Genomic DNA, 19,291 nt, shown 5'->3' with positions numbered 1-19,291 from the left:
CAGCAATAATCGTCCGGTGGCCGGGGCATGGACGCGACAAGGCGCCCAAACACAGGCCGGAAAGGGGGGAAATGGATGGCTCAGACTACCACCGAGCGCCTGCCTTCGGAATGCTTGTCCCCTACTTATTCACAAAAACATCCACAGCTATTGCACAGCCCAGTGAATTCGCGTAGCTGCCAGGGGTTGACTTGGGGCGGGGTACCTCTCTAGAATTTCCGGTTCTTTCCGTCCCATTCATACGAGAGGCCCCCAATGGCCACGAAGCGCACCTACCAGCCCAGCAACCTCAAGCGTAAGCGCGACCACGGCTTCCGTGCCCGTATGAAGACCGCTGACGGCCGCAAGATCCTGTCGCGTCGCCGCGCCAAGGGCCGCAAAGTCCTGAGCGCCTGATTGCCATGCCGCACCTCGCGGCAGACGCAATCCCTTCGACAGTGAATACTGCAGACCCGCGCAAGCGATTCCCTCGCTCTGCGCGGGTTCGCACGCGTGCCGAATACTCAACGGTCTTCAACGGCGCCCGCCGTGTGTCCGATCCGCTGATGACCCTGCACTGGCTGCCGGCTGACCGGCCGGCCAGGCTGGGTCTGGCGGTTTCCCGCAAGGTTGATCCGAACGCCGTCGGGCGTAACCGGATCAAGCGCGTCCTGCGCGACATCCTGCGTCAGACACGTACCGATATCCAGCCAGGCGACTTTGTCGTCGTGGCTCGTAGTGCTGCGCGTTCCGCCAGCAACGACGAGATCCGCCAGGCCTTCCTGCGCCTGCTGCGTCGCCTGCGTGCATTGCCCGCGCCGGGCGTGGACGGCACAATGCCGCCGCCTGATGGCATCGCAACTCCTTCTTTGACCGAGCCGGCATCGCGTCCCGGCCCCGCCGAGCCTGTCCGCTGATGAACCAGACCCGCGTATTCCTCATTTTTGCCTGGCTGATGGTGGCCGTGCTGCTGTGGATGGAGTGGAGCCGTGAAAAGGCTGCTCCGACCCCGGCTCCGACGACGACGTCGGCCCCGGCCGCCGCACAGAGCGTTCCGGGTGCGACCCCGGGCGCGATCCCCAGCGCCCAGGTGCCGGGCGCCCCCGGCCAGGCCACCGTGCAGGCCCAGGCCAGCGCTACCCCGGCCAGCCAGCGCGTGACCGTCACCACCGACGTGCTGCGCCTGGTGCTCGATGGCGGCCGCGTGCTCGACGCGGAGCTGCTGCACTTCCCGCAGACCAAGGACGAAGGCAGCCCGCCGGTTCGCCTGCTGACCGAAGATCCCGCGCATCCGTACAGCGCGATCAGTGGCTGGGCCAGCGAAGACAAGAACACCCCGGTGCCGGGCGCCGACGGCTTCAAGCTGGTCGGTGACACCACCGACTTCGTGCTGGCCAAGGGCCAGAACGAACTGCAGATCCCGTTCGTGTGGACCGCCGACAATGGCGTGACCATCAAGCGCACGCTGACCGTCTCGCGCAACGAGTACGCCGTGCGCTTCAAGGATGAAGTCAGCAACGCCGGCGCCGCACCGTGGAACGGCTATGTCTACCGCACCCTGGACCGCACCCCGACCATCCTGTCGCGGAGCATGACCAACCCGGATTCGTTCAGCTTCAACGGTGCCACCTGGTACGACAACGACAAGAAGTACCAGCGTCGTGCGTTCAAGGACTACCTGGACGACGGCACGCTGAACCAGAACATCACCGGCGGCTGGCTGGCGATGCTGCAGCACCACTTCTTCACCGCCTGGATCCCGCAGAAGGACCAGACCGCGCATTACGTGCTGTCGCAGGTGGCCGGTCGTGACCTGATCGAAGCGCGTGGCCCGGCCTTCACCCTGGCCCCAGGCCAGTCCACCAGCACCGAAGCCCGCCTGTGGGTCGGCCCGAAGCTGGTCAACCTGATTGCCAAGGAAGACGTGCCGGGCCTGGACCGCGTGGTCGACTACAGCCGCTTCTCGATGATGGCGGTGATCGGCCAGGGCCTGTTCTGGGTGCTGAACCAGGTGCACAAGCTGGTCGGCAACTGGGGCTGGGCGATCGTCGGCCTGGTGGTGCTGCTGAAGCTGGTGCTGTACCCGCTGTCGGCGACCCAGTACAAGAGCGGTGCCAAGATGCGCCGCTTCCAGCCGCGCATCGCGCAGCTGAAGGAACGCTATGGCGATGACCGCCAGAAGTTCCAGACCGCGATGATGGAGCTGTACAAGAAGGAAAAGATCAATCCGATGGGCGGCTGCCTGCCGATCCTCATCCAGATGCCGATCTTCTTCGCCCTGTACTGGGTGCTGGTGGAATCGGTCGAACTGCGCCAGGCGCCCTGGTTCGGCTGGATCCAGGACCTGACCGCACGCGACCCGTACTTCATCCTGCCGGTGATCAACGTGGCAGTGATGTGGTTCACCCAGAAGCTGACCCCGGCACCGGGCATGGACCCGATGCAGCAGAAGATGATGCAGTTCATGCCGCTGGTGTTCGGCGTCATGATGGCCTTCATGCCGTCCGGCCTGGTCCTGTACTGGGTGGTCAACGGCGGCCTGGGCCTGCTGCAGCAGTGGTGGATGACCAAGCGCCATGGCGGCGAGCCGGTCCCGGCCACCACCGCGCCGGCCCCGGTCAAAAAGAAGTAATCGGTAGAGCCGGCCGCTGGCCGGCTGACCCCAGCAGAAGCCCGCCGCAAGGCGGGCTTTTCGCATGCGGCGTTAGAATCGCCGGCACACCGTTCCTCCCACCTTCGAGTCCACCATGCCGCGTGCGTCGTCGTTCCGCCTGTTCCTGCCCTCGCTGTTGTTGACGCTGGTTGTTGCCGGCTGCGGCGACAAGGACGCGAAGGCGCCGACGACCACGGTCACCCAGCCCAGCGCGCAGGCTGCGGCCGCCGCCGATCCGGCCGCGGCACCGCTGCTGGCTGCGCTGCAGAAGCAGCTCGACGGCTACCGCCGGATCATCGTGCTGCTGGCCGATGAGGACCAGCAGTCGGCCGCCGACCGCGGCACCTCCACGCGCGTGGGACAGCAGCTGTTCCACGATGGCCTGGAACAACGCTCGGCGATCGCCGCGCAGTTCGACACCCTGCTGCGCGGTACCAGCCCGCAGCGCTTCGCCACCCTCGGCACCGTGCTGGACTACATCGAGTCGGCGCCGGAACTGTTCGACGCTGACCGCCTGGCCTTCCGCGAAGTGCTGCGTGATCTGCATGAGCGCATTGGCACGGATTCGTCGCTGCCGGCGGTGAAGCTGCATCAGCGCGTCGGCGAGGACCTGGAGGCGCTCGACGAGATCGAGCGCAACTACAACCAGGAACTGACCCGCATCTTCAGCCGCTTCGAGCGCACCCGTGCCATCGAGCTGAAGCGTGAGAAGTGGGACGACTACATCGCCCACCTGCACCAGGACTACAGCCGCGAAGCGATCCTGCGCGACTATGGCGTGATCGAGCCGTACCCGATGTCGATGAAGGACAGCGACCGCGAGATCTTCGGCCGCGACCTGCCGGCCAAGACCGTGGTGCTGACCTTCGACGATGGCCCGCACAAGGCCTACACCGATGAAGTGGTGGCCATCCTCAAGCGCTATGACGTGCCGGGCGTGTTCTTCGAGGTAGGTCGCAACCTGGGCAAGGTCGAGGCCGACGGCAAGGTCAGCCTCGGCCCGATGGCGAAGATCAGCCGCAACCTGATGGAAGACGGCTATGCGGTCGGCAACCACAGCCTGACCCACGCCCAGCTGTCGCGCACCACCGGGGATGCGCTGCGCCAACAGGTACTCGACACCGACACGCTGCTGAAGGACGTCGACAGCAAGCGCGCGCCGCTGTTCCGCTTCCCGTACGGCGCGCGCAACGCCGAAGGCCTGCAGCTGCTCAACGAAGCCGGGCTGAAGTCGATCATGTGGAACATCGACTCGATGGACTGGGCCGACCCGGTGCCGGAGTCGATCGTGCAGCGCGTGCTCGACCAGGTGAACAAGGAACAGCGCGGCATCATCCTGTTCCACGACATCCACGACCGTGCGGTGAAGGCGCTGCCGCAGATCCTCGACCGGCTGATCGCCGATGGCTACCAGTTCGCCGGCTGGAATGGCCGCGAGTTCACCGTTGCCCGCGCGCGCAAGGGCGAGGCCAGTGCCGCCACCGTCACCACCGGCTACGAGAAGTCCTGGGCGATCGTGGTCGGCATCGACACCTACGCCAAATGGCCGAAGCTGGAGTACGCCAGCCACGATGCGCAGGCGGTGGCCGATACCCTGACCGGGCAGTTCGGCTTCCCGTCCTCGCAGGTGATCGTGCTGAAGAACGAGCAGGCCACCCGCAACAACATCCTGGCCGCCTTCCACGACCGCCTGGCCGACGACCGCACCGGCAAGAACGATCGCGTCTTCGTGTTCTTCGCCGGCCATGGCGCGACCCGCCAGCTCGCCTCCGGGCGCGACCTTGGCTACATCATCCCGGTCGATTCGGATCCGAAGGAATTCGCCACCGACGCGATCGCGATGACCGACATCCAGAACATCGCCGAAAGCATGCAGGCCAAGCATGTGATGTTCGTGATGGATGCCTGCTACAGCGGCCTCGGCCTGACCCGTGGCGGCCCGTCGTCGTCGTCGTTCCTGCGCGAGAACGCGCGTCGCAGCGCGCGGCAGATGCTGACCGCCGGCGGTGCCGACCAGCAGGTGGCCGATGCCGGCCCGAATGGTCACTCGGTGTTTACCTGGGTGTTGCTGCAGGCGTTGGCTGGCAAGGGCGACCTCAACGGCGATGGCCTGATCACCGGTACCGAACTGGCCGCCTACGTGGCGCCGGCGGTCTCGGCGGTCTCGCACCAGACCCCGGCCTTCGGCAGCCTGCCCGGTTCGCAGGGCGGCGAGTTCGTGTTCCAGGTGCCGGACAGCCAGGAATTCCTCAACGCCGATACGCGCCAGCTGACCGCCGATGCGATCGCGCTGAACAACAAGGTGGATGCGGCCAGTGAGGCCAAGGGCAGCCAGGCACCGGTGACCGTGGCCGACCTGCAGGGTGGCAAGGCCAAGCTGGTGGTGCCCACCGCCGGCCCGGCATCCGACCGCCAGCGCGCGCAGCAGGCCAACGACCGCGGCCTGCAGCTGTACCGCGAGAAGCAGTACGACGAGGCGGCCGCGCAGTTCACCGAGGCGCTGAAGCTGCGCCCGGACTTCGCCCAGGCCGCCAACAACCTCGGTTTCGTCTACTACCGCCAGCAGCGCTATGCCGAAGCGGCGCGCTGGCTGGAGAACACACTGAAGATCGACCCCTCGCGCGCCGTGGCCTATCTCAACCTGGGCGACGCCTACTTCAACGCCGGCGACAAGGCCAAGGCCAAACAGGCCTACACCACCTACCTGGCGCTGCAGCCGCAGGGCAGCGGCGCGGCCCAGGCGCGTGCGCAGCTGGAGAAACTCTGAGCCATGAACGACGCGATCCGCACCGACACCATCGTGGCCATCGCCAGTGCGCCCGGCGCGGGTGGTGTTGGCCTGCTGCGCCTGTCCGGCCCGCGTGCCGCAGCGATTGCCAATGCGCTGGGTGCACCTGCACTGCGTCCGCGCCACGCGCACTACGCGCGCCTGCGTGATGCCGACGGCGAGGTCATCGACGATGGCATCGTGCTGTGGTTCCCGGCACCGAACAGCTTCACCGGCGAAGAGGTGGTGGAACTGCAGGGCCATGGCAGCCCCGTGCTGCTGCAGCAACTGGTCGCGCGCTGCATCGCGCTCGGTGCACGCCAAGCGCGCCCGGGCGAGTTCAGCGAACGTGCGTTCCTCAACGGCAAGCTCGACCTGGCCCAGGCCGAGGCCATCGCCGACCTGATCGCGGCGGGCGACAACCGTGCCGCGCGCGCTGCACGCCGTTCGCTGGACGGCGTGTTCTCGCGCCGCATCGAGGCCGTGGTCGAACAGTTGGTGCTGCTGCGCATCCATGTGGAAGCGGCCATCGACTTCGCCGACGAACCGCTGGATACCCTCGGTGGCGCACAGGTGCGCCGTGGCCTGGAACAGGCGCGCGGCGATCTTGCTCTGCTGCGGCGGGATGCCGAACGTGGCCGTCGCCTGCGCGACGGCCTGCATGCGGTGCTGATCGGTCCGCCGAACGCGGGCAAGAGTTCATTGCTCAATGCGCTGGCCGGCAGCGAGCGCGCCATCGTTACCGACATCGCCGGCACCACCCGCGACACGCTGCGCGAGACCATCCGCCTGGACGGCCTGGAGCTGACCCTGGTCGACACTGCGGGCCTGCGCGACGGCGGCGACGCCATCGAACGCGAAGGCATGCGCCGCGCGCACGTGGAAATCGAGCGCACCGACCTGGCGCTGATCGTGCTGGATGCGCGCGATCCGGCGGCCGGCGAAGCAGCGCTGGGCGATGCCGTGGCGGCGGTGCCGCACAAGGTCTACATCCACAACAAGTCGGATCTGCTGACGGCGCTGCCGACGCTGGACGATCCGGACCGCGTGTTCGTTTCCGCCGCCACCGGCGCCGGACTCGAAGATCTGCACGCGCGCCTGCGCTCGATTGCGTCGGCCGGGGCAGGCGAGCAGGTGGACGGCGAGTTCTCCGCACGCACCCGCCACGTCGATGCGATCGAGCGCGCGCAGGAGCATGCGCAGCGCGCCGATGGTGAGCTGGCGCATGAGCACCTGGAACTGGCCGCCGAGGAACTACGGCTGGCGCATGACGCGCTGGGCGAGATCACCGGGCAGATGAGTGCCGATGACCTGCTGGGAAGGATCTTCTCCAGCTTCTGCATCGGCAAGTAAGGTCGGGGTCAGATCCCCGGAGGGATCTCTGACCCCGTCATCGATCAATCGCGCGGCTCATGCTCTGGCTGGCGCCAACCTTCGCCCTGGCAGGTGCCAACCTTCGCTCTGGTAGGTGCCAACCTTGGTTGGCACAGGGCGTCCGGGGTCATGGACGCCGGCTGGCAGAGCGCCGACCAAGGTCGGCGACTACCGGATCCATGGGGTCCCCCGCCTGTCACATTGCCGCCGCATACTGACGCCCATCACATACCGCTTGGGGAAGTCGCAGTGAAGTCGTGGGGTTGTGCGTTGCTGTTGTCGCTGGCCGTGGCACCATCGGTGGCCATGAGTGCTGAATCCTCCACCCCGGCCGCGCACAAGGTGTCGGTCTATGGCCACCGCGGGGCAAGCGCACTGCTGCCCGAGCACACCCTGGCGGCCTATGCGCAGGCCATCGCCGATGGCGCCGACTACATCGAACCGGACCTGGTGATGACCAAGGACGGGGTGATGGTGGCCCGCCACGAGAACGAGATCAGTGGCACCACCGATGTCGCCTCGCATCCGGAATTCGCCAGCCGCCGGACCAGCAAGGTCATCGACGGGCAGAAGGTCGATGGCTGGTTCACCGAAGACTTCACCCTGGCCGAGCTGAAGACGCTGTACGCGCGTGAGCGCCTGCCGGAACTGCGCAGCACCGCCTACGATGGCCAGTTCCGCATCGCCAGCCTCGACGAGATCCTGGCCTTCCTGGTGCAACAGGCCGGCCGCGCCAACCGCGGCATCGGCCTGGTGCCGGAGATCAAGCATCCGACCTACTTCCAGTCGATCGGCCTGCCGATGGAAGACAAGCTCCTGACCGCGCTGCGCGGCAACGCCTATACCAACGTGGGCCCGGTCACCATCCAGTCGTTCGAGACCGCCAACCTGCGCTACCTGCGCGGCAAGATCGGGCGGGGCAGCAACATCCGCCTGCTGCAGCTGCTGTGGAAGGGCGATACGCAGCCGGCCGACATCGCCAAGGCCGGTGGCACGCTGACCTACGCGCAGATGATGACGCCGGCCGGACTGAAGGACATTGCCAGCTACGCCGACAGCATCGGCCCGGAGCTGCGCTCGATCATTCCGCTGGACGCCAAGGGTGCACTGGGGACACCGACCACGCTGGTACAGGACGCACATGCAGTGGGCCTGATGGTGATTCCGTATACCTTCCGCCCGGAGAACCATTTCCAGGCCAGCAACCTGCGCAAGGGCGCCGACAACGCGCGCAATGCCGAGGGGTCAATTGCCGAGATGCGCGCCTACCTGGCCACCGGCATCGATGCCTTCTTCACCGACGACCCGGCACTGGGCCGGCAGGCGGTGGATGGGATGGGCGCGGCGGGGAATGCGGCGAACTGACGGGCTCTGGTAGATGCCAACCTTGGTTGGCACACGCCAGGAGTGCCGACCAAGGTCGGCCACTACCGGTTCATGAGGTTGCCGGCCAGCGGCCGGCACTACCGGTCACCTCAACCGCGGGGGTCTTCCGGCCGACGGAACGGGATCACCACGTAGTCCTGGCCCTCGCGCGGCTGCCACAGCACCGGCACGCGCTGCGGTGACGGCGGTTCCAGCTCGTCGTCGGCCAGCGGCTCGACCTCGTCTTCTTCATCTTCCCAGCTGTAGCGCGGGCGCGGCGGCAGCGGGTCGGCGTTGCGGAACAGCAGTGCGGCGATGATGCCGGCGAAGGCGCCGCCCATGTGCGACTGCCAGGACACGCCGTCGGCGTGCGGCAGGATGGTCATCAACATGCCGCCGTAGAACAGCATGCCGATCAGGCCGGTGGCGATCGCCGCGCGATCGCGGCGCAGCAGGCCGAGGCTGGCCAGCAGGAACATCAGGCCATGGGTGACGCCGCTGGCGCCCAGGTGCACGCTGCCCGGATTGCCCAGCATCCACGCACCGATGCCCGAGCCCAGCCACAGCAGGGGCAGGGCGCGCACGGTGGCTTTCGGGTAGACGCTGCCGGCCAGTGTGCCGAGGATCAGGATCGCGATGCTGTTGGCGGCGATGTGCTCGACCGAGGCATGCAGCATCGGGCCGCCGATCAGGCCGAGCAGGCCCTTGGCTTCCAGCGGCGCGACCGCCCACGGTCGCCAGTCGAAGGTGCCCTGCAGGGCGAACACGGCCACCAGTACCAGCACGGCGGCCAGGCTGACATTGAACGCCCGCAGGATGCGTGAGCGGTCATTGCGGGGCGCCGGCGCGTCGCCGGCGGGCAGGGGCGCGTTGTTGTTCATACCTCAGCAATGGCGGTGGTTGGCGCGAAACCAAGGCCACCGCGGCGGGAGAGTGGAAACGGCCGGCGGGACAATCCCACCGGCCGTGCCATCCAGCGGGTCGGGCTCAGGCCTGGCCTTCGCCTTCCTTCGGCGGGTACTTCAGGCTCAGCACCACGGTCGCGGCGATGATCACCGCCACCACGCCCAGCGACACCGGGGTCGGGATCTTGAACAGGTCGATGATCATCATCTTGATGCCGATGAAGCCCAGCACCAGCGCCAGGCCATACGGCAGCAGGTGGAAGCGGTCGGCCATGCCGGCCAGCAGGAAGAACATCGCGCGCAGGCCCAGCACCGCGAACACGTTGGAGGTGAGCACGATGAACGGGTCGGTGGTGATCGCGAAGATCGCCGGGATGCTGTCCACCGCGAAGATCACGTCGGTGACCGCGATCAGGATCAGCACCGCGAACAGCGGAGTGAACCAGCGCACGCCATCACGCTTCACGCTCAGCGCATTGCCCGCGTAATCCGGCAGCAGGCGCAGGTGCTTGCGCATCCAGCGCAGGGCCGGGTTGGTCTCCAGGTCCGGCTCCTGGCCGGCGGCAAACCACATCTTCCAGCCGGTGAACAGCAGGAAGGCACCGAACACGTAGAGCAGCCAATGGAACTGGCTGATCAGCACGCTGCCGGCGAAGATCATGATCGTACGCAGCACGATCGCGCCCAGGATGCCGATGATCAGCACCTTCTGGCGCTGCTCCTCCGGCACTGCGAAGTAGCTCATGATCATCAGGAAGACAAAAATATTGTCGACCGCCAGCGCCTTCTCGACCAGATAACCGGTCAGGAATTCGAGGCCGACCTTGTTGGCCACCACCTGGCCGGCGGTCTCATTCAGGTAGTACCAGAGGCCCGCATTGAACAGCAGGGCCAGCGCGACCCAGCCGATGGACCACCACAGGGCCTCCTTGAAGGTGACCTTGTGCGGCCCACCATGGCGCATCAACACGAGGTCGACCAGCAGGGCGATGACCACCACCGCTGCGAAGCCGCCCCACAACCACACGTTACCGATCGTCTGCATTGGGAATGTCCGTTGGAAAGATGAATGCCAGGCCGGACGGCGAGGATCTGCAACGGAGGATCGGGAGGGGGATCCAGGGACAGAGCTTCGCCAGTACGGCGAAGGTCTCGCTCGCAGTTCCAGTCGGCTGGAACTGCCGTTGCACCGGAGCCTGCGGGCTCGAAATGACGGCGACAACGTCTGGGAGCTACTCCCCTTCTGGCGCCGATTCTGCGGCCTGGCCGGGCTGCCGTCAAATGCCGGGTGGCCGGGGTCCCCGCTCTGGTAGGTGCCAACCTTGGTTGGCATGCCGGCCGGGGTCAGAGCCCCTGCGGGGATCTGACCCCGGTGCCCGGTTTACAATAGGTGGATGAATACCCCCCTTCCGATTGTCCGCCTCAAGAATGCGTGGCGTTCCAGCCACCCGTGGATCTTCCAGAAATTGGTCGAGAAGCCGACCGTCCGGCCCAAGCCCGGTTCCATCGTCGACGTGGTCGGCATCGATGGCGAGTTCATTGGCCGCGGGTTCTACAACGGGCACTCGCGCATTGCCGTGCGCATCCTCGAAACCGACCAGAACGTGCCGGTGGATGCCGGCTGGTTCTCGCGCAAGATCGCCCAGGCGGTGTCGCTGCGCCGTGAGGTGCTGAAGCTCGATGCGGTGTCCGACGCCTGGCGCGTGGTGCACAGCGAAGGCGACGGCCTGTCCGGCCTGGTGGTCGATCGTTACGGCGACCTGGTGGTGGTCGAATTCTTCGCCGCCGGCATGTTCCGCCACCGCGAATGGATCTACGACGCCCTGCGCGAACAGTTCCCGGGCTGCCGCTTCCACAGTTTCGCCGACGAGCACGTGCAGAAGCAGGAAAGCTTCGACTTCCACGGCAACACCACCACCGAAGCGTCGGTGATCACCGAGTACGGCATCAAGTTCCGCGCCGACCCGGCCGGTGCACACAAGACCGGCTTCTTCGCCGACCAGCGCGAGAACCGCGAGTGGCTGAGCCAGCAGGTGGAAGGCAAGAGCGTGCTGGACCTGTGCTGCAACACCGGCGGTTTTGCGGTGTATGCGGCGGCGCGCGGCGCCTCGGACGTGGTCGGCATCGACATCGATGAAGACGTCATCCAGATTGCCAAGGGCAATTCGCGCCTGAATAACGTGCGCCCGAAGTTCATCCAGTCCGACATCTTCCCGTGGCTGCGCGACGCCGCCAACCGCGGCGAGCAGTACGACGTGGTGATCCTTGACCCGGCGAAGATGACCCGCGACCGTGACCAGGTGATCACCGCGCTGAAGAAGTACCTGGACATGAACAAGCTGGCGCTGGGCGTGGTCAAGCCCGGTGGCCTGTTCGCCACGTTCTCCTGCACCGGCCTGGTGGCCGAGGACCAGTTCCTCGACATGCTGCGCCGCGCGGCCTATTTCTCCGGCCGCACGATCCAGATCCTGAAGGTGGCCGGTGCCGGTCCGGATCATCCGTTCATGGCCCACGTGCAGGAATCGCGTTACCTGAAGGCCGTGTTCTGCCGCGTGGTGGACTGATTCCAACCTGTAGAGTCGAGCCCTGCTCGACGCGCGCGGTGCTTGGCCAGATCAGATCAGCCGAGCATGGCTCGGCTCTACAAATCCATGGCCCCCCGCCTGCAGCGCCAGGGAATTGCCCGGTTGATCACCGGCGGCGCGCGCCTCAGGGCTGCGCGCCCGCCTGTGCCGGTGGCGCCTGCAACTGCTGCAGCAGGCCGTTGATCACCCGGGCCCGGCCGCGCACGTGATAGCCCAGGGTGGTCAGGCCGATGCCAGCGATGACCAGCAGCAGCAGTGACCAGGCGATCGCTGTGCCGATGAAGTGCAGCGCGCCCATGCGCAGCCAATGGTCACGCAGCCACGCTTGGCTGCGCACCGAATAGGGGACCTTGGCTTTGGCTTCAAAGCGCGCACGGATGACATCGGGCACCGCGATACCGATGTCCTCGCCGCGGGCGATGGCCTGGCCGATATCGTTCAAGGGGATGCTGGGTCTTGCCAGCGAGCGCTGCGCCTGCAGGTAGCCCTGCCATTGCGGGCTGAGTGTCGTGAAACCCGGGCTGTCGATGAGCTTGCCGAGCTGGCTGCTGTCGAGCTTCGTGCCATCGCCAGCGTCAGCCCGGCTGAAGTCGGGACTGACGATTCCGTTGCCGAACAGCAAGCCGACCAGCAACGAGCCACCAATCACGAACGAGAAGGTGAAGTGGCGTACGCCGCGGTTGAGCAGCACCCTGCGCAGGCCGAATCCCATCCAGAACAGCAACCCGCCAAAGAGGATCAGGCTGGCCAGCAGCAGCATGGCAGACGTGCCGGGATCAGTACCGTAGCCGGCCGGCACGTGTGCCGAGGGCGGACTGCCGGTCAGCCCCTGCAGGAATATCATGGACAGCAGCGCCGTGGCCGGCAGCACCGCCAGACACGCCAGACCCAGGGTGCGTGCGAACGAACCCCGGCGATACAGCGCGCGCAGCCCGGGAACGGCTTCGACCCGCGGCTGCAGTTCCGCCGGTACCCTCAGTGGGTCGGGCCGGGACGTGATCATGCCGGTTCTCCGGAAGTGCGCAGCAGCTGCTGCAGGGCCTGTTTCAACTGGTCCTGTGCCTGCGAGGCGCGGGCGACCATCTGCGGGCTGGCGTTGTCGTTGTTGTGCAGGGCGAGGATGGTCTGGCGCCAGATCGGCAGCAGGATCTGCACCGTCTCGCTGTAGCGGTCCAGCAGTTCGATGGCGTGGTTGCGCGCCAGCTGCACCTGGATCCGGCTCATCGAATGGCTGGCCAGCAGTGCGGTGAGGTTGGCGATGCGGCGCTGCAGGCGCTCCACCGGTCGATCCAGCACCATCGGATCGTCACTGGCACCACTGCCCGGAGGCAGTTCCTGCAGGAACTGCACGCCCGCATCGATGTAGATCTGCAAGTGGGCGCCCTGCACGTCATGCAGCTCCAGCTGTGCGTTCAACCGATCGACGCTGCCGCGCACCGCGATCGCCTGGCGTTCGATCTCGGCCAGGACGTCACCGTTTCCCCCCAGCGCGATGCGTCGACGCAGGCGTTGCTCGATGTCGGCGCCAGTGAACCGGTCCCACCAGCCAGCGCGTTCCAGCAGTGCATTGGGGTCATGCTCGGAGAGGCGGCTGACCAGTTCAGCCAGCGCCTTGGCCAACGCGTTGGCACTACCGTCCTGCCAAGCGGGCTCCGCACTGGCGCTGGCCAGTTCGGCCGGGCCATAGCGACCGATGTCGATGCGACCGGCGAACAGGACCGGCAGCACATCGCGCTTGAGCTGTTCGACGCAGGGCCCGGCGGCAACCGGGTGTTCGCTGGGGAGTGGTGGAGGGACAGGATGCGGCATCAAGGTTCCGTTCCAGGGGCAATGCAGTGCGGGGCCGTCAGTGCCGTTAGCGGCTGCCGCCGAGTGTAATGGAGCACGCGTGCTGTCGTCCGGCACTACCCCGGGCCACCCTCACGGCGCTATGGTCGGCGTCTCCCAATATCGGTGGATGCCCATGCCTTCGTTGCGTCGCTTGTCCGTCGTGCTTGCCCTGGCGCTGTGCGCGCCACTGTCCGCCCACGCCATCGAGTTCAGCGCGCAGGAGCTGGCCCGTGCCAAGACCCTGCAGCAGCGCCTGGTGACCCTGGACAGCCATCTGGATACGCCGGCCAACTTCGGTCGCAGCGGCTTCGACATCGAACAGCGGCATGACCGAAACGCGCTTTCGCAGGTGGACTACCCGCGCATGGTCGAGGGCGCGCTGGACGGCGGCTTCTGGGCGATCTACACCGATCAGGGCGATCGCAGCCCCGCCGCGCACCTCGCGGAGCGTGACCATGGCCTGCAGCGGCTGCTGGAGATCCGCGAAATGCTGGCCGCCAACCCCGAGCGCTTCGCGTTGGCATTGACGGCCGATGACGCGGCGCGGATCAAGGCCGCCGGCAAGCGCGTGGTCTACATCAGCATGGAAAACGCCAGCCCGCTGGTGGAAGACCCGAGCCTGCTTTCGTTCTACCACCGCGCTGGCCTGCGCCTACTCAGCACCGTGCACTTCGCCAACAACGAGCTCGCCGATTCGGCCACCGATCCGAAGGGCGCCGAGTGGAAAGGCCTGAGCCCGGCGGGCAAGGACCTGGTGCGGCAGGCGGTGAAGCTGGGCATCGTGATCGACCAGTCGCATGCGTCCGACTCGGTGTTCGACGACCTGCTGGCGATGATGCCGGTGCCGTTCGTGCTGTCGCACAGCTCGGCCAAGGCGGTCTACGACCACCCGCGAAATCTTGATGACGCGCGGCTGCGCAAGCTGGCCAAGGCCGGTGGCGTGATCCAGGTGAACGCCTATGGCGGCTACCTGATCGACACCGCGAAGACGCCCGAGCGCAAGCAGGCCGAAGAAGCGCTGAGCAAGCAGCTGGGCGGCTGGGAAGGAATGGGCATCGAGCAGGGCGTGGCCCTGCTGAAGGCCGAGCAGGCGCTGGACCACGAGCATCCGGTGCGCCATGCCAGCCTGGACGATTTCTTCGCCCACTTCGAGCACATCCTCAAGGTGGTAGGCCCCGAGCACGTGGGCATCGGCCTGGACTGGGATGGCGGCGGTGGCCTGAGTGACCTGCCCGATGTCAGCCAGCTGCCGAAGATCACTGCGTGGCTGCTGCGCAAGGGCTATACCGAGAAGCAGATTGCCGGCATCTGGGGCGACAACCTGCTGCGGGTGATGCGCCAGGCGCAGGACTACGCCGCAAAGCAGGGCGGTTGACCGCCCTGGGGTAGTGCCGGCCGCTGGCCGGCACTGGCCGTATCAACAGGATGCGAGGTGCCGGCCAGCGGCCGGCACTACCGGTGAACCGGTTATTTCGCGATCAGCGCGTGGCGACGGCTGTACAGGAAGTACAGCACCAGGCCGGCCAGGTTCCACAACAGGAAATACAGCTGGGTGGTGTGCGGCAGGCTGATGAACAGATAGATGCAGCCCAGCGCGGCCAACGGGCCGACCACGAAGGCCAGCGGCGTACGGAAGGTACGTTCGCGGTTCGGCTCGCGCAGGCGCAGCACCACCAGGCAGATGCCCACGGCGGTGAACGCGGCCAGGGTGCCGGCATTGGCCAGGGCGGCGATCTCGTCCAGGCGGGCCACGCCGGCCAGCGCCGACACCACCACCGCGGTGAACAGCGTGGTCGCCACCGGCGTGCCGGTACGTGCGTTGACCTTGGACAGGCTGCGCGGCAGCAGGCCATCGCGGCTCATCACGAAGAAGATGCGGCTCTGGCCGTACAGGAAGGCCAGCAGCACCGTCGGCAGCGCGATGATCGCGATCACGCCGATCACCATCGCGGCGGTCGGATGGCCCAGCTGGCGCATGATCAGGGCCAGCGGCTCGGCACTATGGCCGAACACCGCGTAGCTCATCGCACCGACGGCCGCGAGCGCGACCAGCACGTAGACGATGGTGCAGCCGATCATCGAACCGATGATGCCGATCGACAGGTCGCGGCCCGGGTTCTTGGTTTCCTCGGCAGCAGTGGAGATCGCATCGAAGCCATAGAACGCGAAGAAGATGATCGCCGCTGCCGCCATCACGCCGTGTTCGACGCCATCGGGGCCGATCGACTTGGCGAAACCGTACGGCATGAACGGCTGCAGGTTGTTGCTGTCGAACGCGGGCAGGGCCACCGCCACGAAGATGGCCAGCGCGATCAGCTTGAACACCACCAGGATGGCGTTGAGGGTGGCGCTTTCCTTGGTGCCGGCCATCAGCATCCCGGCCACCAGCCAGGTGATGATGATCGCGGGCAGGTTGATCATGCCGCCTTCCACGTGCGGACCGGCCGCCAGCCACGCGGGCAGGTGCACGTTCCAGCCGAACTGGGTGTGGACCCATTCGAGGAAGCCGACGAAGTAGCCGGACCAGCCCACCGCCACGGTACTCACCACCAGCGAGTACTCCAGGATCAGGCTCCAGCCCACCACCCAGGCGAACACCTCGCCCAGCGCGCTGTAGCTGTAGGTGTAGGCACTGCCGGCGGCCGGCATCATCGTCGACAGCTCGGCGTAGGACAGTGCCGCACAGGCGCAGACCGCACCGGCGATGGCGAAGGAGATCAGCACGGCCGGGCCGGCCAGGTTGGCACCGACACCGATCAGCGTGTAGATGCCGGTGCCAACGATGGCACCGATGCCCAGCGCGATCAGGTGCGGCCAGCTGAGTGTCGGGATCAGACGCCTGCCGGCTTCGTGGACGGTGACGGAATCTAGGGACTTGCGCCGGAACAGGGACATGCAGGCCTCGGAAGGGGTGACTAAGAACGACAAGTTCCCGAGTGTGACCGAACGCAGCGCAGCATTACCACTGACGGGGGTCATGCGAGGGTCAGATGCGTCACCGGCGCGGCTGTACTCCGAGCATTCTGCCGGAATCGGCACAAATTCTGGCAGGATTCGAAATGATTCGATCCCTCAAGGCGAGCCGGGAGGCGCTTGAAGCGTGAGAGCAGGGGCCAGATCGATGCTGACCCGCTGCGAATCAACCACTGGCGCCGCACCTTGGGTTCTCAACTGGCCCACCAGTACTTCGAAGCCCTGCGCGCGGCCGAACGCGTGCTCGTCCAGGGTCAACGGCAGCAGCTGCAGGAAGTCGAATCGTCCCGATGGCAGTTGCTGGGGTCCCGGGAAATGCAACGACGGAACGAAGACGGCCGCCTGCAGCATGCTCCCTGCGTGATCCACCGGCCCCCCCAGCTTCAGCCGGTCCCATGGCGCCAACGGATTGCCGGGCATGCGTGAGTGGCACAGCAGCAGGTGGTACGCGGTGAACCAGCGCAAGGTGGTCAGTGCCCAGGTCGCTTCTTCCTGCGTCTCAAGCATCAGTTCGATGCCCAACCCCGAATCGCCATCTTCGTGCCGCCCTTCCCAGGGGTTGGACAGGCCGGAACTGACATAGATCCAGTGCCTTCGATCACCGTGCGGAGGGCAGGCATTGACGCCGACATGCAGCCAGCGCGGGTCGATCTGGTCCTGCTTGAAGACGTTGCGCAGCAGATCCATGTCGATCGGATAGATCCCCGGCCCGGTATCGCCGAACAACCGCCGGTACAGCGTCTCCTCCCGATATTCCCAGCTGCGCTCCAGCAGGGTGTCGTCGTCCATGGTGCTCACTCGGCCACCTTGCCGGGCCAGCGGCAGCCGTCTTCCTGCCAGGCCTCGACGTCATCGTGGAAGGTGGTGCGACGTCCGTCGCGGCTACGCTCGTAGCTCAGGTCCAGCACCAGCGCGCCCTGCGTGCTCAGCAGGTAGCGGCCGTTGAGGCGCCCGTTGATGCGCTCTTCCCAGACGCTGTCGAACTGGTAGGGGCGGTCTTCGGCCAGCACCGTGGTCTCCATTGAAACCCGGCGCAGCAGCAGGCGTTCGCGCTGCCCGGCATAGCGAACGTCGGCCTGGCCGTCATCCAGCCAACGCCATTCCAGATGGATGCCGTCATTGCGGCCGCCGCTCAGGCAGCGATGATCCTGTGCGGTGGCCGCCGGGGCGGTCGTGTTGGCCAGAAGCAGCAGGGCGCCCATCGCCGTCGGCCAGGGTTTCATCCGTTCAGCCCCAACCGGATGCCGAACCCCACCAGGAACAGGCCTGCCACACGGCGCAGCGCATCGCTGATCCGTGGATGCTGGATCAGGCGGCGACGGGCCAGGTTGCCCACGCCGATCAGCATCGAGCAGTAGGCGATGCTGACCACCAGAATGATGCCGGCCAGCGCAGCGAAGGTGGCGATGCCCTGGTGTGCCTTCGGATCGATGAACAACGGCAGGAAGGCCATGTAGAACAGGATCGCCTTCGGGTTGAGCAGGCTGACCAGGATCGCCTGCTGGAAGTAGCGGCCCGGCTGCATGCGGATCGGGCCGGCGTCGCCGCTCTCGTGCTTCGGTGTGCGCAGCAGGCTGATGCCGACCCACACCAGGTAGGCCGCACCGAGGTACTGCACCGCGTGGAACACCAGCGGGTTGGCCTTGAGCAGCGCCGCCACGCCCGCCAACGCCAGCCACATCAGGATCTGGTCGCCGACCAGCAGGCCGGCCAGCGCGGTGTAGCCGCCGCGCACGCCGCCACGGCCGGTGGCGGTCAGCAGCGTGAAGGTACCGGGGCCGGGCAGGGCAAGAAACACCAGCACAGCGACCAGAAACGTCCACAGGTCCTGGATGCCCATCCACGGCATGGCGGCGTTCTCTTGTTACGGGGGGCCGCCATTGTCGGCCAGTGCCGCCGTTGGCGACAGGGGGCGGGTGAGGCCAGTGGGCATGCCAGACAGCAGCGGTTGCAGGTGCTGGCGCAGTTGCGCGTGCAGCTGCCGCACGGCCGGTGAGAACTGCTTGCGGTGCGGGCACACCAGCTGCAGCGGAATGCTGCTGCCAACACCGTCGAGCAGCAGCTGCAGGCGCCCGGCCAGCACGTCCTCGCGCAGGTCCAGCCAGGACTTGTAGGTGATGCCTTCGCCGGCCACGGCCCAGCGTCGCACTACATCGGCATCGTCGCAGACCAGGGGGCCGCGCACCGGGATCACGCTGCGACGCCCTTCGACCTCGAATGACCAGCGATCGTAGGCGCGGCCGTTGAGTTGATAGACCAGGCAGTCGTGCTCGCGCAGATCCTCCAGGCGGGTGGGCGTGCCACGCCGCTGCAGGTAATCGGGCGAGGCTGCGAGTACGCGCCGGTTGCCTTCCAGCAGCGGCAGGGCGACGTAGCTGGCGTCGTCGAAGTGGCCGATGCGGATGGCCACATCGACCGGATCGCGGAACACATCGGCCACCTCGTCGGACAGGCGCAGGTGCAGGCGCAGCCGCGGGTGCGCAGCGCGGAAGGCGCTCAGCCAGGGCAGCAGCAGGTTGCGGCCGAGGTCCGAGGGGGCCGACAGCTGCAGGGTGCCGTGCAGCTCGGTGTCCTCTCCCTGCACGCGCGCCTGGCCCTCACGCAGGGTGGACAGCACGTCCTGCGCGTACGGCAGGTACAGCGCGCCCTCGCCGGTGAGGCGCAGGCTGCGGGTGGTGCGCACGAACAGGCGCAGATCCAGCTCGCGTTCCAGCCGCGCCACCGCCGCGGCGACCTGCCCGGGCAGCAGGTCGGCCTCGCGCGCCGCCTGCGAGAAGCTGCCCAGTGCGGCAGTGCGGACGAACAGCTGCAGATCGTCGAAGCGGATCATCTTCATTGCCAGAGTGAAAGTGCTGCCCGA

Annotated in this window: 17 protein-coding genes; 8 read left to right on the top strand and 9 right to left on the bottom strand. The window is 66.8% G+C overall.

Annotation, left to right across the window (positions count from 1 at the left end; genetic code table 11):
- Nucleotides 1-255: 255 nt before the first annotated feature.
- The 6 genes from rpmH to SriyCCGPB3_RS21540 all read left to right on the top strand — a co-directional run bounded on the left by rpmH (nucleotide 256) and on the right by SriyCCGPB3_RS21540 (nucleotide 8,138).
- The gene (gene rpmH / locus SriyCCGPB3_RS21565) at nucleotides 256-396 is read left to right on the top strand and encodes a 50S ribosomal protein L34 (protein WP_005411729.1); all 141 of its coding nucleotides are present in this window, start codon (nucleotides 256-258) and stop codon (nucleotides 394-396) included.
- Between the two features lie 5 nt (nucleotides 397-401).
- Nucleotides 402-896, top strand: a complete 495-nt coding sequence (gene rnpA / locus SriyCCGPB3_RS21560; RefSeq protein WP_014039039.1) for a ribonuclease P protein component — start codon at nucleotides 402-404, stop codon at nucleotides 894-896.
- A complete protein-coding gene (gene yidC / locus SriyCCGPB3_RS21555) occupies nucleotides 896-2,611 on the top strand; it encodes a membrane protein insertase YidC (RefSeq protein ID WP_110714229.1) in 1,716 nt (571 codons plus the stop codon). The genes rnpA and yidC overlap by 1 nt, the downstream gene beginning before the upstream one ends.
- A 115-nt stretch (nucleotides 2,612-2,726) precedes the next feature.
- A complete protein-coding gene (locus tag SriyCCGPB3_RS21550; RefSeq protein ID WP_350259715.1) occupies nucleotides 2,727-5,399 on the top strand; it encodes a polysaccharide deacetylase family protein in 2,673 nt (890 codons plus the stop codon).
- A 3-nt stretch (nucleotides 5,400-5,402) separates the two neighbouring features.
- A complete protein-coding gene (gene mnmE, locus SriyCCGPB3_RS21545; protein WP_153856640.1) occupies nucleotides 5,403-6,752 on the top strand; it encodes a tRNA uridine-5-carboxymethylaminomethyl(34) synthesis GTPase MnmE in 1,350 nt (449 codons plus the stop codon).
- 270 nt (nucleotides 6,753-7,022) lie between these two features.
- Nucleotides 7,023-8,138: a glycerophosphodiester phosphodiesterase gene (locus SriyCCGPB3_RS21540; protein WP_350259714.1), complete on the top strand. Its 1,116-nt coding sequence runs from the start codon at nucleotides 7,023-7,025 to the stop codon at nucleotides 8,136-8,138.
- 110 nt (nucleotides 8,139-8,248) lie between these two features.
- Here the strand turns inward: SriyCCGPB3_RS21540 and SriyCCGPB3_RS21535 are convergent, their stop codons facing one another.
- Both SriyCCGPB3_RS21535 and SriyCCGPB3_RS21530 read right to left on the bottom strand, forming a co-directional pair.
- Nucleotides 8,249-9,019: a rhomboid family intramembrane serine protease gene (locus SriyCCGPB3_RS21535; protein WP_110714225.1), complete on the bottom strand. Its 771-nt coding sequence runs from the start codon at nucleotides 9,017-9,019 to the stop codon at nucleotides 8,249-8,251.
- Between the two features lie 106 nt (nucleotides 9,020-9,125).
- Nucleotides 9,126-10,088 carry a TerC family protein gene (locus SriyCCGPB3_RS21530; protein ID WP_010487446.1) on the bottom strand — a complete coding sequence of 321 codons (963 nt, stop codon included), beginning with the start codon at nucleotides 10,086-10,088 and terminating at the stop codon, nucleotides 9,126-9,128.
- A gap of 349 nt (nucleotides 10,089-10,437) precedes the next feature.
- Here SriyCCGPB3_RS21530 and SriyCCGPB3_RS21525 point away from each other — a divergent pair, with 349 nt between their 5' ends.
- Nucleotides 10,438-11,607, top strand: coding sequence for a class I SAM-dependent rRNA methyltransferase (locus SriyCCGPB3_RS21525; protein ID WP_164161470.1), 1,170 nt, complete (start codon nucleotides 10,438-10,440; stop codon nucleotides 11,605-11,607).
- Between the two features lie 145 nt (nucleotides 11,608-11,752).
- Here the strand turns inward: SriyCCGPB3_RS21525 and SriyCCGPB3_RS21520 are convergent, their stop codons facing one another.
- Both SriyCCGPB3_RS21520 and SriyCCGPB3_RS21515 read right to left on the bottom strand, forming a co-directional pair.
- Entirely contained in the window at nucleotides 11,753-12,631 is an 879-nt protein-coding gene (locus tag SriyCCGPB3_RS21520; RefSeq protein ID WP_153856635.1) for a hypothetical protein, read from the bottom strand.
- Entirely contained in the window at nucleotides 12,628-13,437 is an 810-nt protein-coding gene (locus SriyCCGPB3_RS21515) for a protein klaA (protein ID WP_153856634.1), read from the bottom strand. Before SriyCCGPB3_RS21515 ends, SriyCCGPB3_RS21520 begins: the two co-directional genes overlap by 4 nt.
- Before the next feature lie 154 nt (nucleotides 13,438-13,591).
- Between SriyCCGPB3_RS21515 and SriyCCGPB3_RS21510 the strand changes: the two genes are divergently transcribed.
- A complete protein-coding gene (locus tag SriyCCGPB3_RS21510; protein WP_350259713.1) occupies nucleotides 13,592-14,833 on the top strand; it encodes a dipeptidase in 1,242 nt (413 codons plus the stop codon).
- Nucleotides 14,834-14,925: 92 nt separating this feature from the next.
- On the opposite strand, the gene SriyCCGPB3_RS21505 is transcribed toward SriyCCGPB3_RS21510, so the two are convergent.
- The 5 genes from SriyCCGPB3_RS21505 to SriyCCGPB3_RS21485 form a co-directional block, all read right to left on the bottom strand.
- A complete protein-coding gene (locus tag SriyCCGPB3_RS21505; protein WP_153856632.1) occupies nucleotides 14,926-16,353 on the bottom strand; it encodes an amino acid permease in 1,428 nt (475 codons plus the stop codon).
- Nucleotides 16,354-16,530: 177 nt separating this feature from the next.
- Nucleotides 16,531-17,220, bottom strand: coding sequence for a suppressor of fused domain protein (locus SriyCCGPB3_RS21500; RefSeq protein WP_350259712.1), 690 nt, complete (start codon nucleotides 17,218-17,220; stop codon nucleotides 16,531-16,533).
- A gap of 5 nt (nucleotides 17,221-17,225) precedes the next feature.
- A complete protein-coding gene (locus SriyCCGPB3_RS21495; RefSeq protein ID WP_049420929.1) occupies nucleotides 17,226-17,654 on the bottom strand; it encodes a hypothetical protein in 429 nt (142 codons plus the stop codon).
- A complete protein-coding gene (gene leuE, locus SriyCCGPB3_RS21490) occupies nucleotides 17,651-18,280 on the bottom strand; it encodes a leucine efflux protein LeuE (protein ID WP_049420930.1) in 630 nt (209 codons plus the stop codon). The genes SriyCCGPB3_RS21495 and leuE overlap by 4 nt, the downstream gene beginning before the upstream one ends.
- A gap of 15 nt (nucleotides 18,281-18,295) precedes the next feature.
- On the bottom strand, nucleotides 18,296-19,267 hold the full coding sequence (locus tag SriyCCGPB3_RS21485; protein ID WP_180854308.1) for a LysR family transcriptional regulator: 972 nt from the start codon (nucleotides 19,265-19,267) through the stop codon (nucleotides 18,296-18,298).
- Nucleotides 19,268-19,291: the final 24 nt, after the last annotated feature.

Source organism: Stenotrophomonas riyadhensis, from assembly GCF_040256885.1.
In the GTDB taxonomy this organism is placed as follows: Bacteria; Pseudomonadota; Gammaproteobacteria; order Xanthomonadales; family Xanthomonadaceae; genus Stenotrophomonas; species Stenotrophomonas riyadhensis.
Note: the sequence above shows the minus strand (reverse complement) of the source record. Positions and strands in the feature narration are given on the sequence as shown.

Excerpts from the sequence above, each read along its gene's own strand:
- yidC (WP_110714229.1), top strand. The coding sequence starts at position 896 with ATGAACCAGACCCGCGTATTCCTCATTTTTGCCTGGCTGATGGTGGCC.
- SriyCCGPB3_RS21520 (WP_153856635.1), bottom strand. The coding sequence starts at position 12,631 with ATGATCACGTCCCGGCCCGACCCACTGAGGGTACCGGCGGAACTGCAG.
- SriyCCGPB3_RS21500 (WP_350259712.1), bottom strand. The coding sequence starts at position 17,220 with ATGGACGACGACACCCTGCTGGAGCGCAGCTGGGAATATCGGGAGGAG.
- SriyCCGPB3_RS21550 (WP_350259715.1), top strand. The coding sequence starts at position 2,727 with ATGCCGCGTGCGTCGTCGTTCCGCCTGTTCCTGCCCTCGCTGTTGTTG.
- SriyCCGPB3_RS21505 (WP_153856632.1), bottom strand. The coding sequence starts at position 16,353 with ATGTCCCTGTTCCGGCGCAAGTCCCTAGATTCCGTCACCGTCCACGAA.
- SriyCCGPB3_RS21515 (WP_153856634.1), bottom strand. The coding sequence starts at position 13,437 with ATGCCGCATCCTGTCCCTCCACCACTCCCCAGCGAACACCCGGTTGCC.
- SriyCCGPB3_RS21535 (WP_110714225.1), bottom strand. The coding sequence starts at position 9,019 with ATGAACAACAACGCGCCCCTGCCCGCCGGCGACGCGCCGGCGCCCCGC.
- leuE (WP_049420930.1), bottom strand. The coding sequence starts at position 18,280 with ATGCCGTGGATGGGCATCCAGGACCTGTGGACGTTTCTGGTCGCTGTG.
- mnmE (WP_153856640.1), top strand. The coding sequence starts at position 5,403 with ATGAACGACGCGATCCGCACCGACACCATCGTGGCCATCGCCAGTGCG.
- SriyCCGPB3_RS21525 (WP_164161470.1), top strand. The coding sequence starts at position 10,438 with ATGAATACCCCCCTTCCGATTGTCCGCCTCAAGAATGCGTGGCGTTCC.
- SriyCCGPB3_RS21530 (WP_010487446.1), bottom strand. The coding sequence starts at position 10,088 with ATGCAGACGATCGGTAACGTGTGGTTGTGGGGCGGCTTCGCAGCGGTG.
- SriyCCGPB3_RS21510 (WP_350259713.1), top strand. The coding sequence starts at position 13,592 with ATGCCTTCGTTGCGTCGCTTGTCCGTCGTGCTTGCCCTGGCGCTGTGC.
- rnpA (WP_014039039.1), top strand. The coding sequence starts at position 402 with ATGCCGCACCTCGCGGCAGACGCAATCCCTTCGACAGTGAATACTGCA.
- rpmH (WP_005411729.1), top strand. The coding sequence starts at position 256 with ATGGCCACGAAGCGCACCTACCAGCCCAGCAACCTCAAGCGTAAGCGC.
- SriyCCGPB3_RS21495 (WP_049420929.1), bottom strand. The coding sequence starts at position 17,654 with ATGAAACCCTGGCCGACGGCGATGGGCGCCCTGCTGCTTCTGGCCAAC.
- SriyCCGPB3_RS21485 (WP_180854308.1), bottom strand. The coding sequence starts at position 19,267 with ATGAAGATGATCCGCTTCGACGATCTGCAGCTGTTCGTCCGCACTGCC.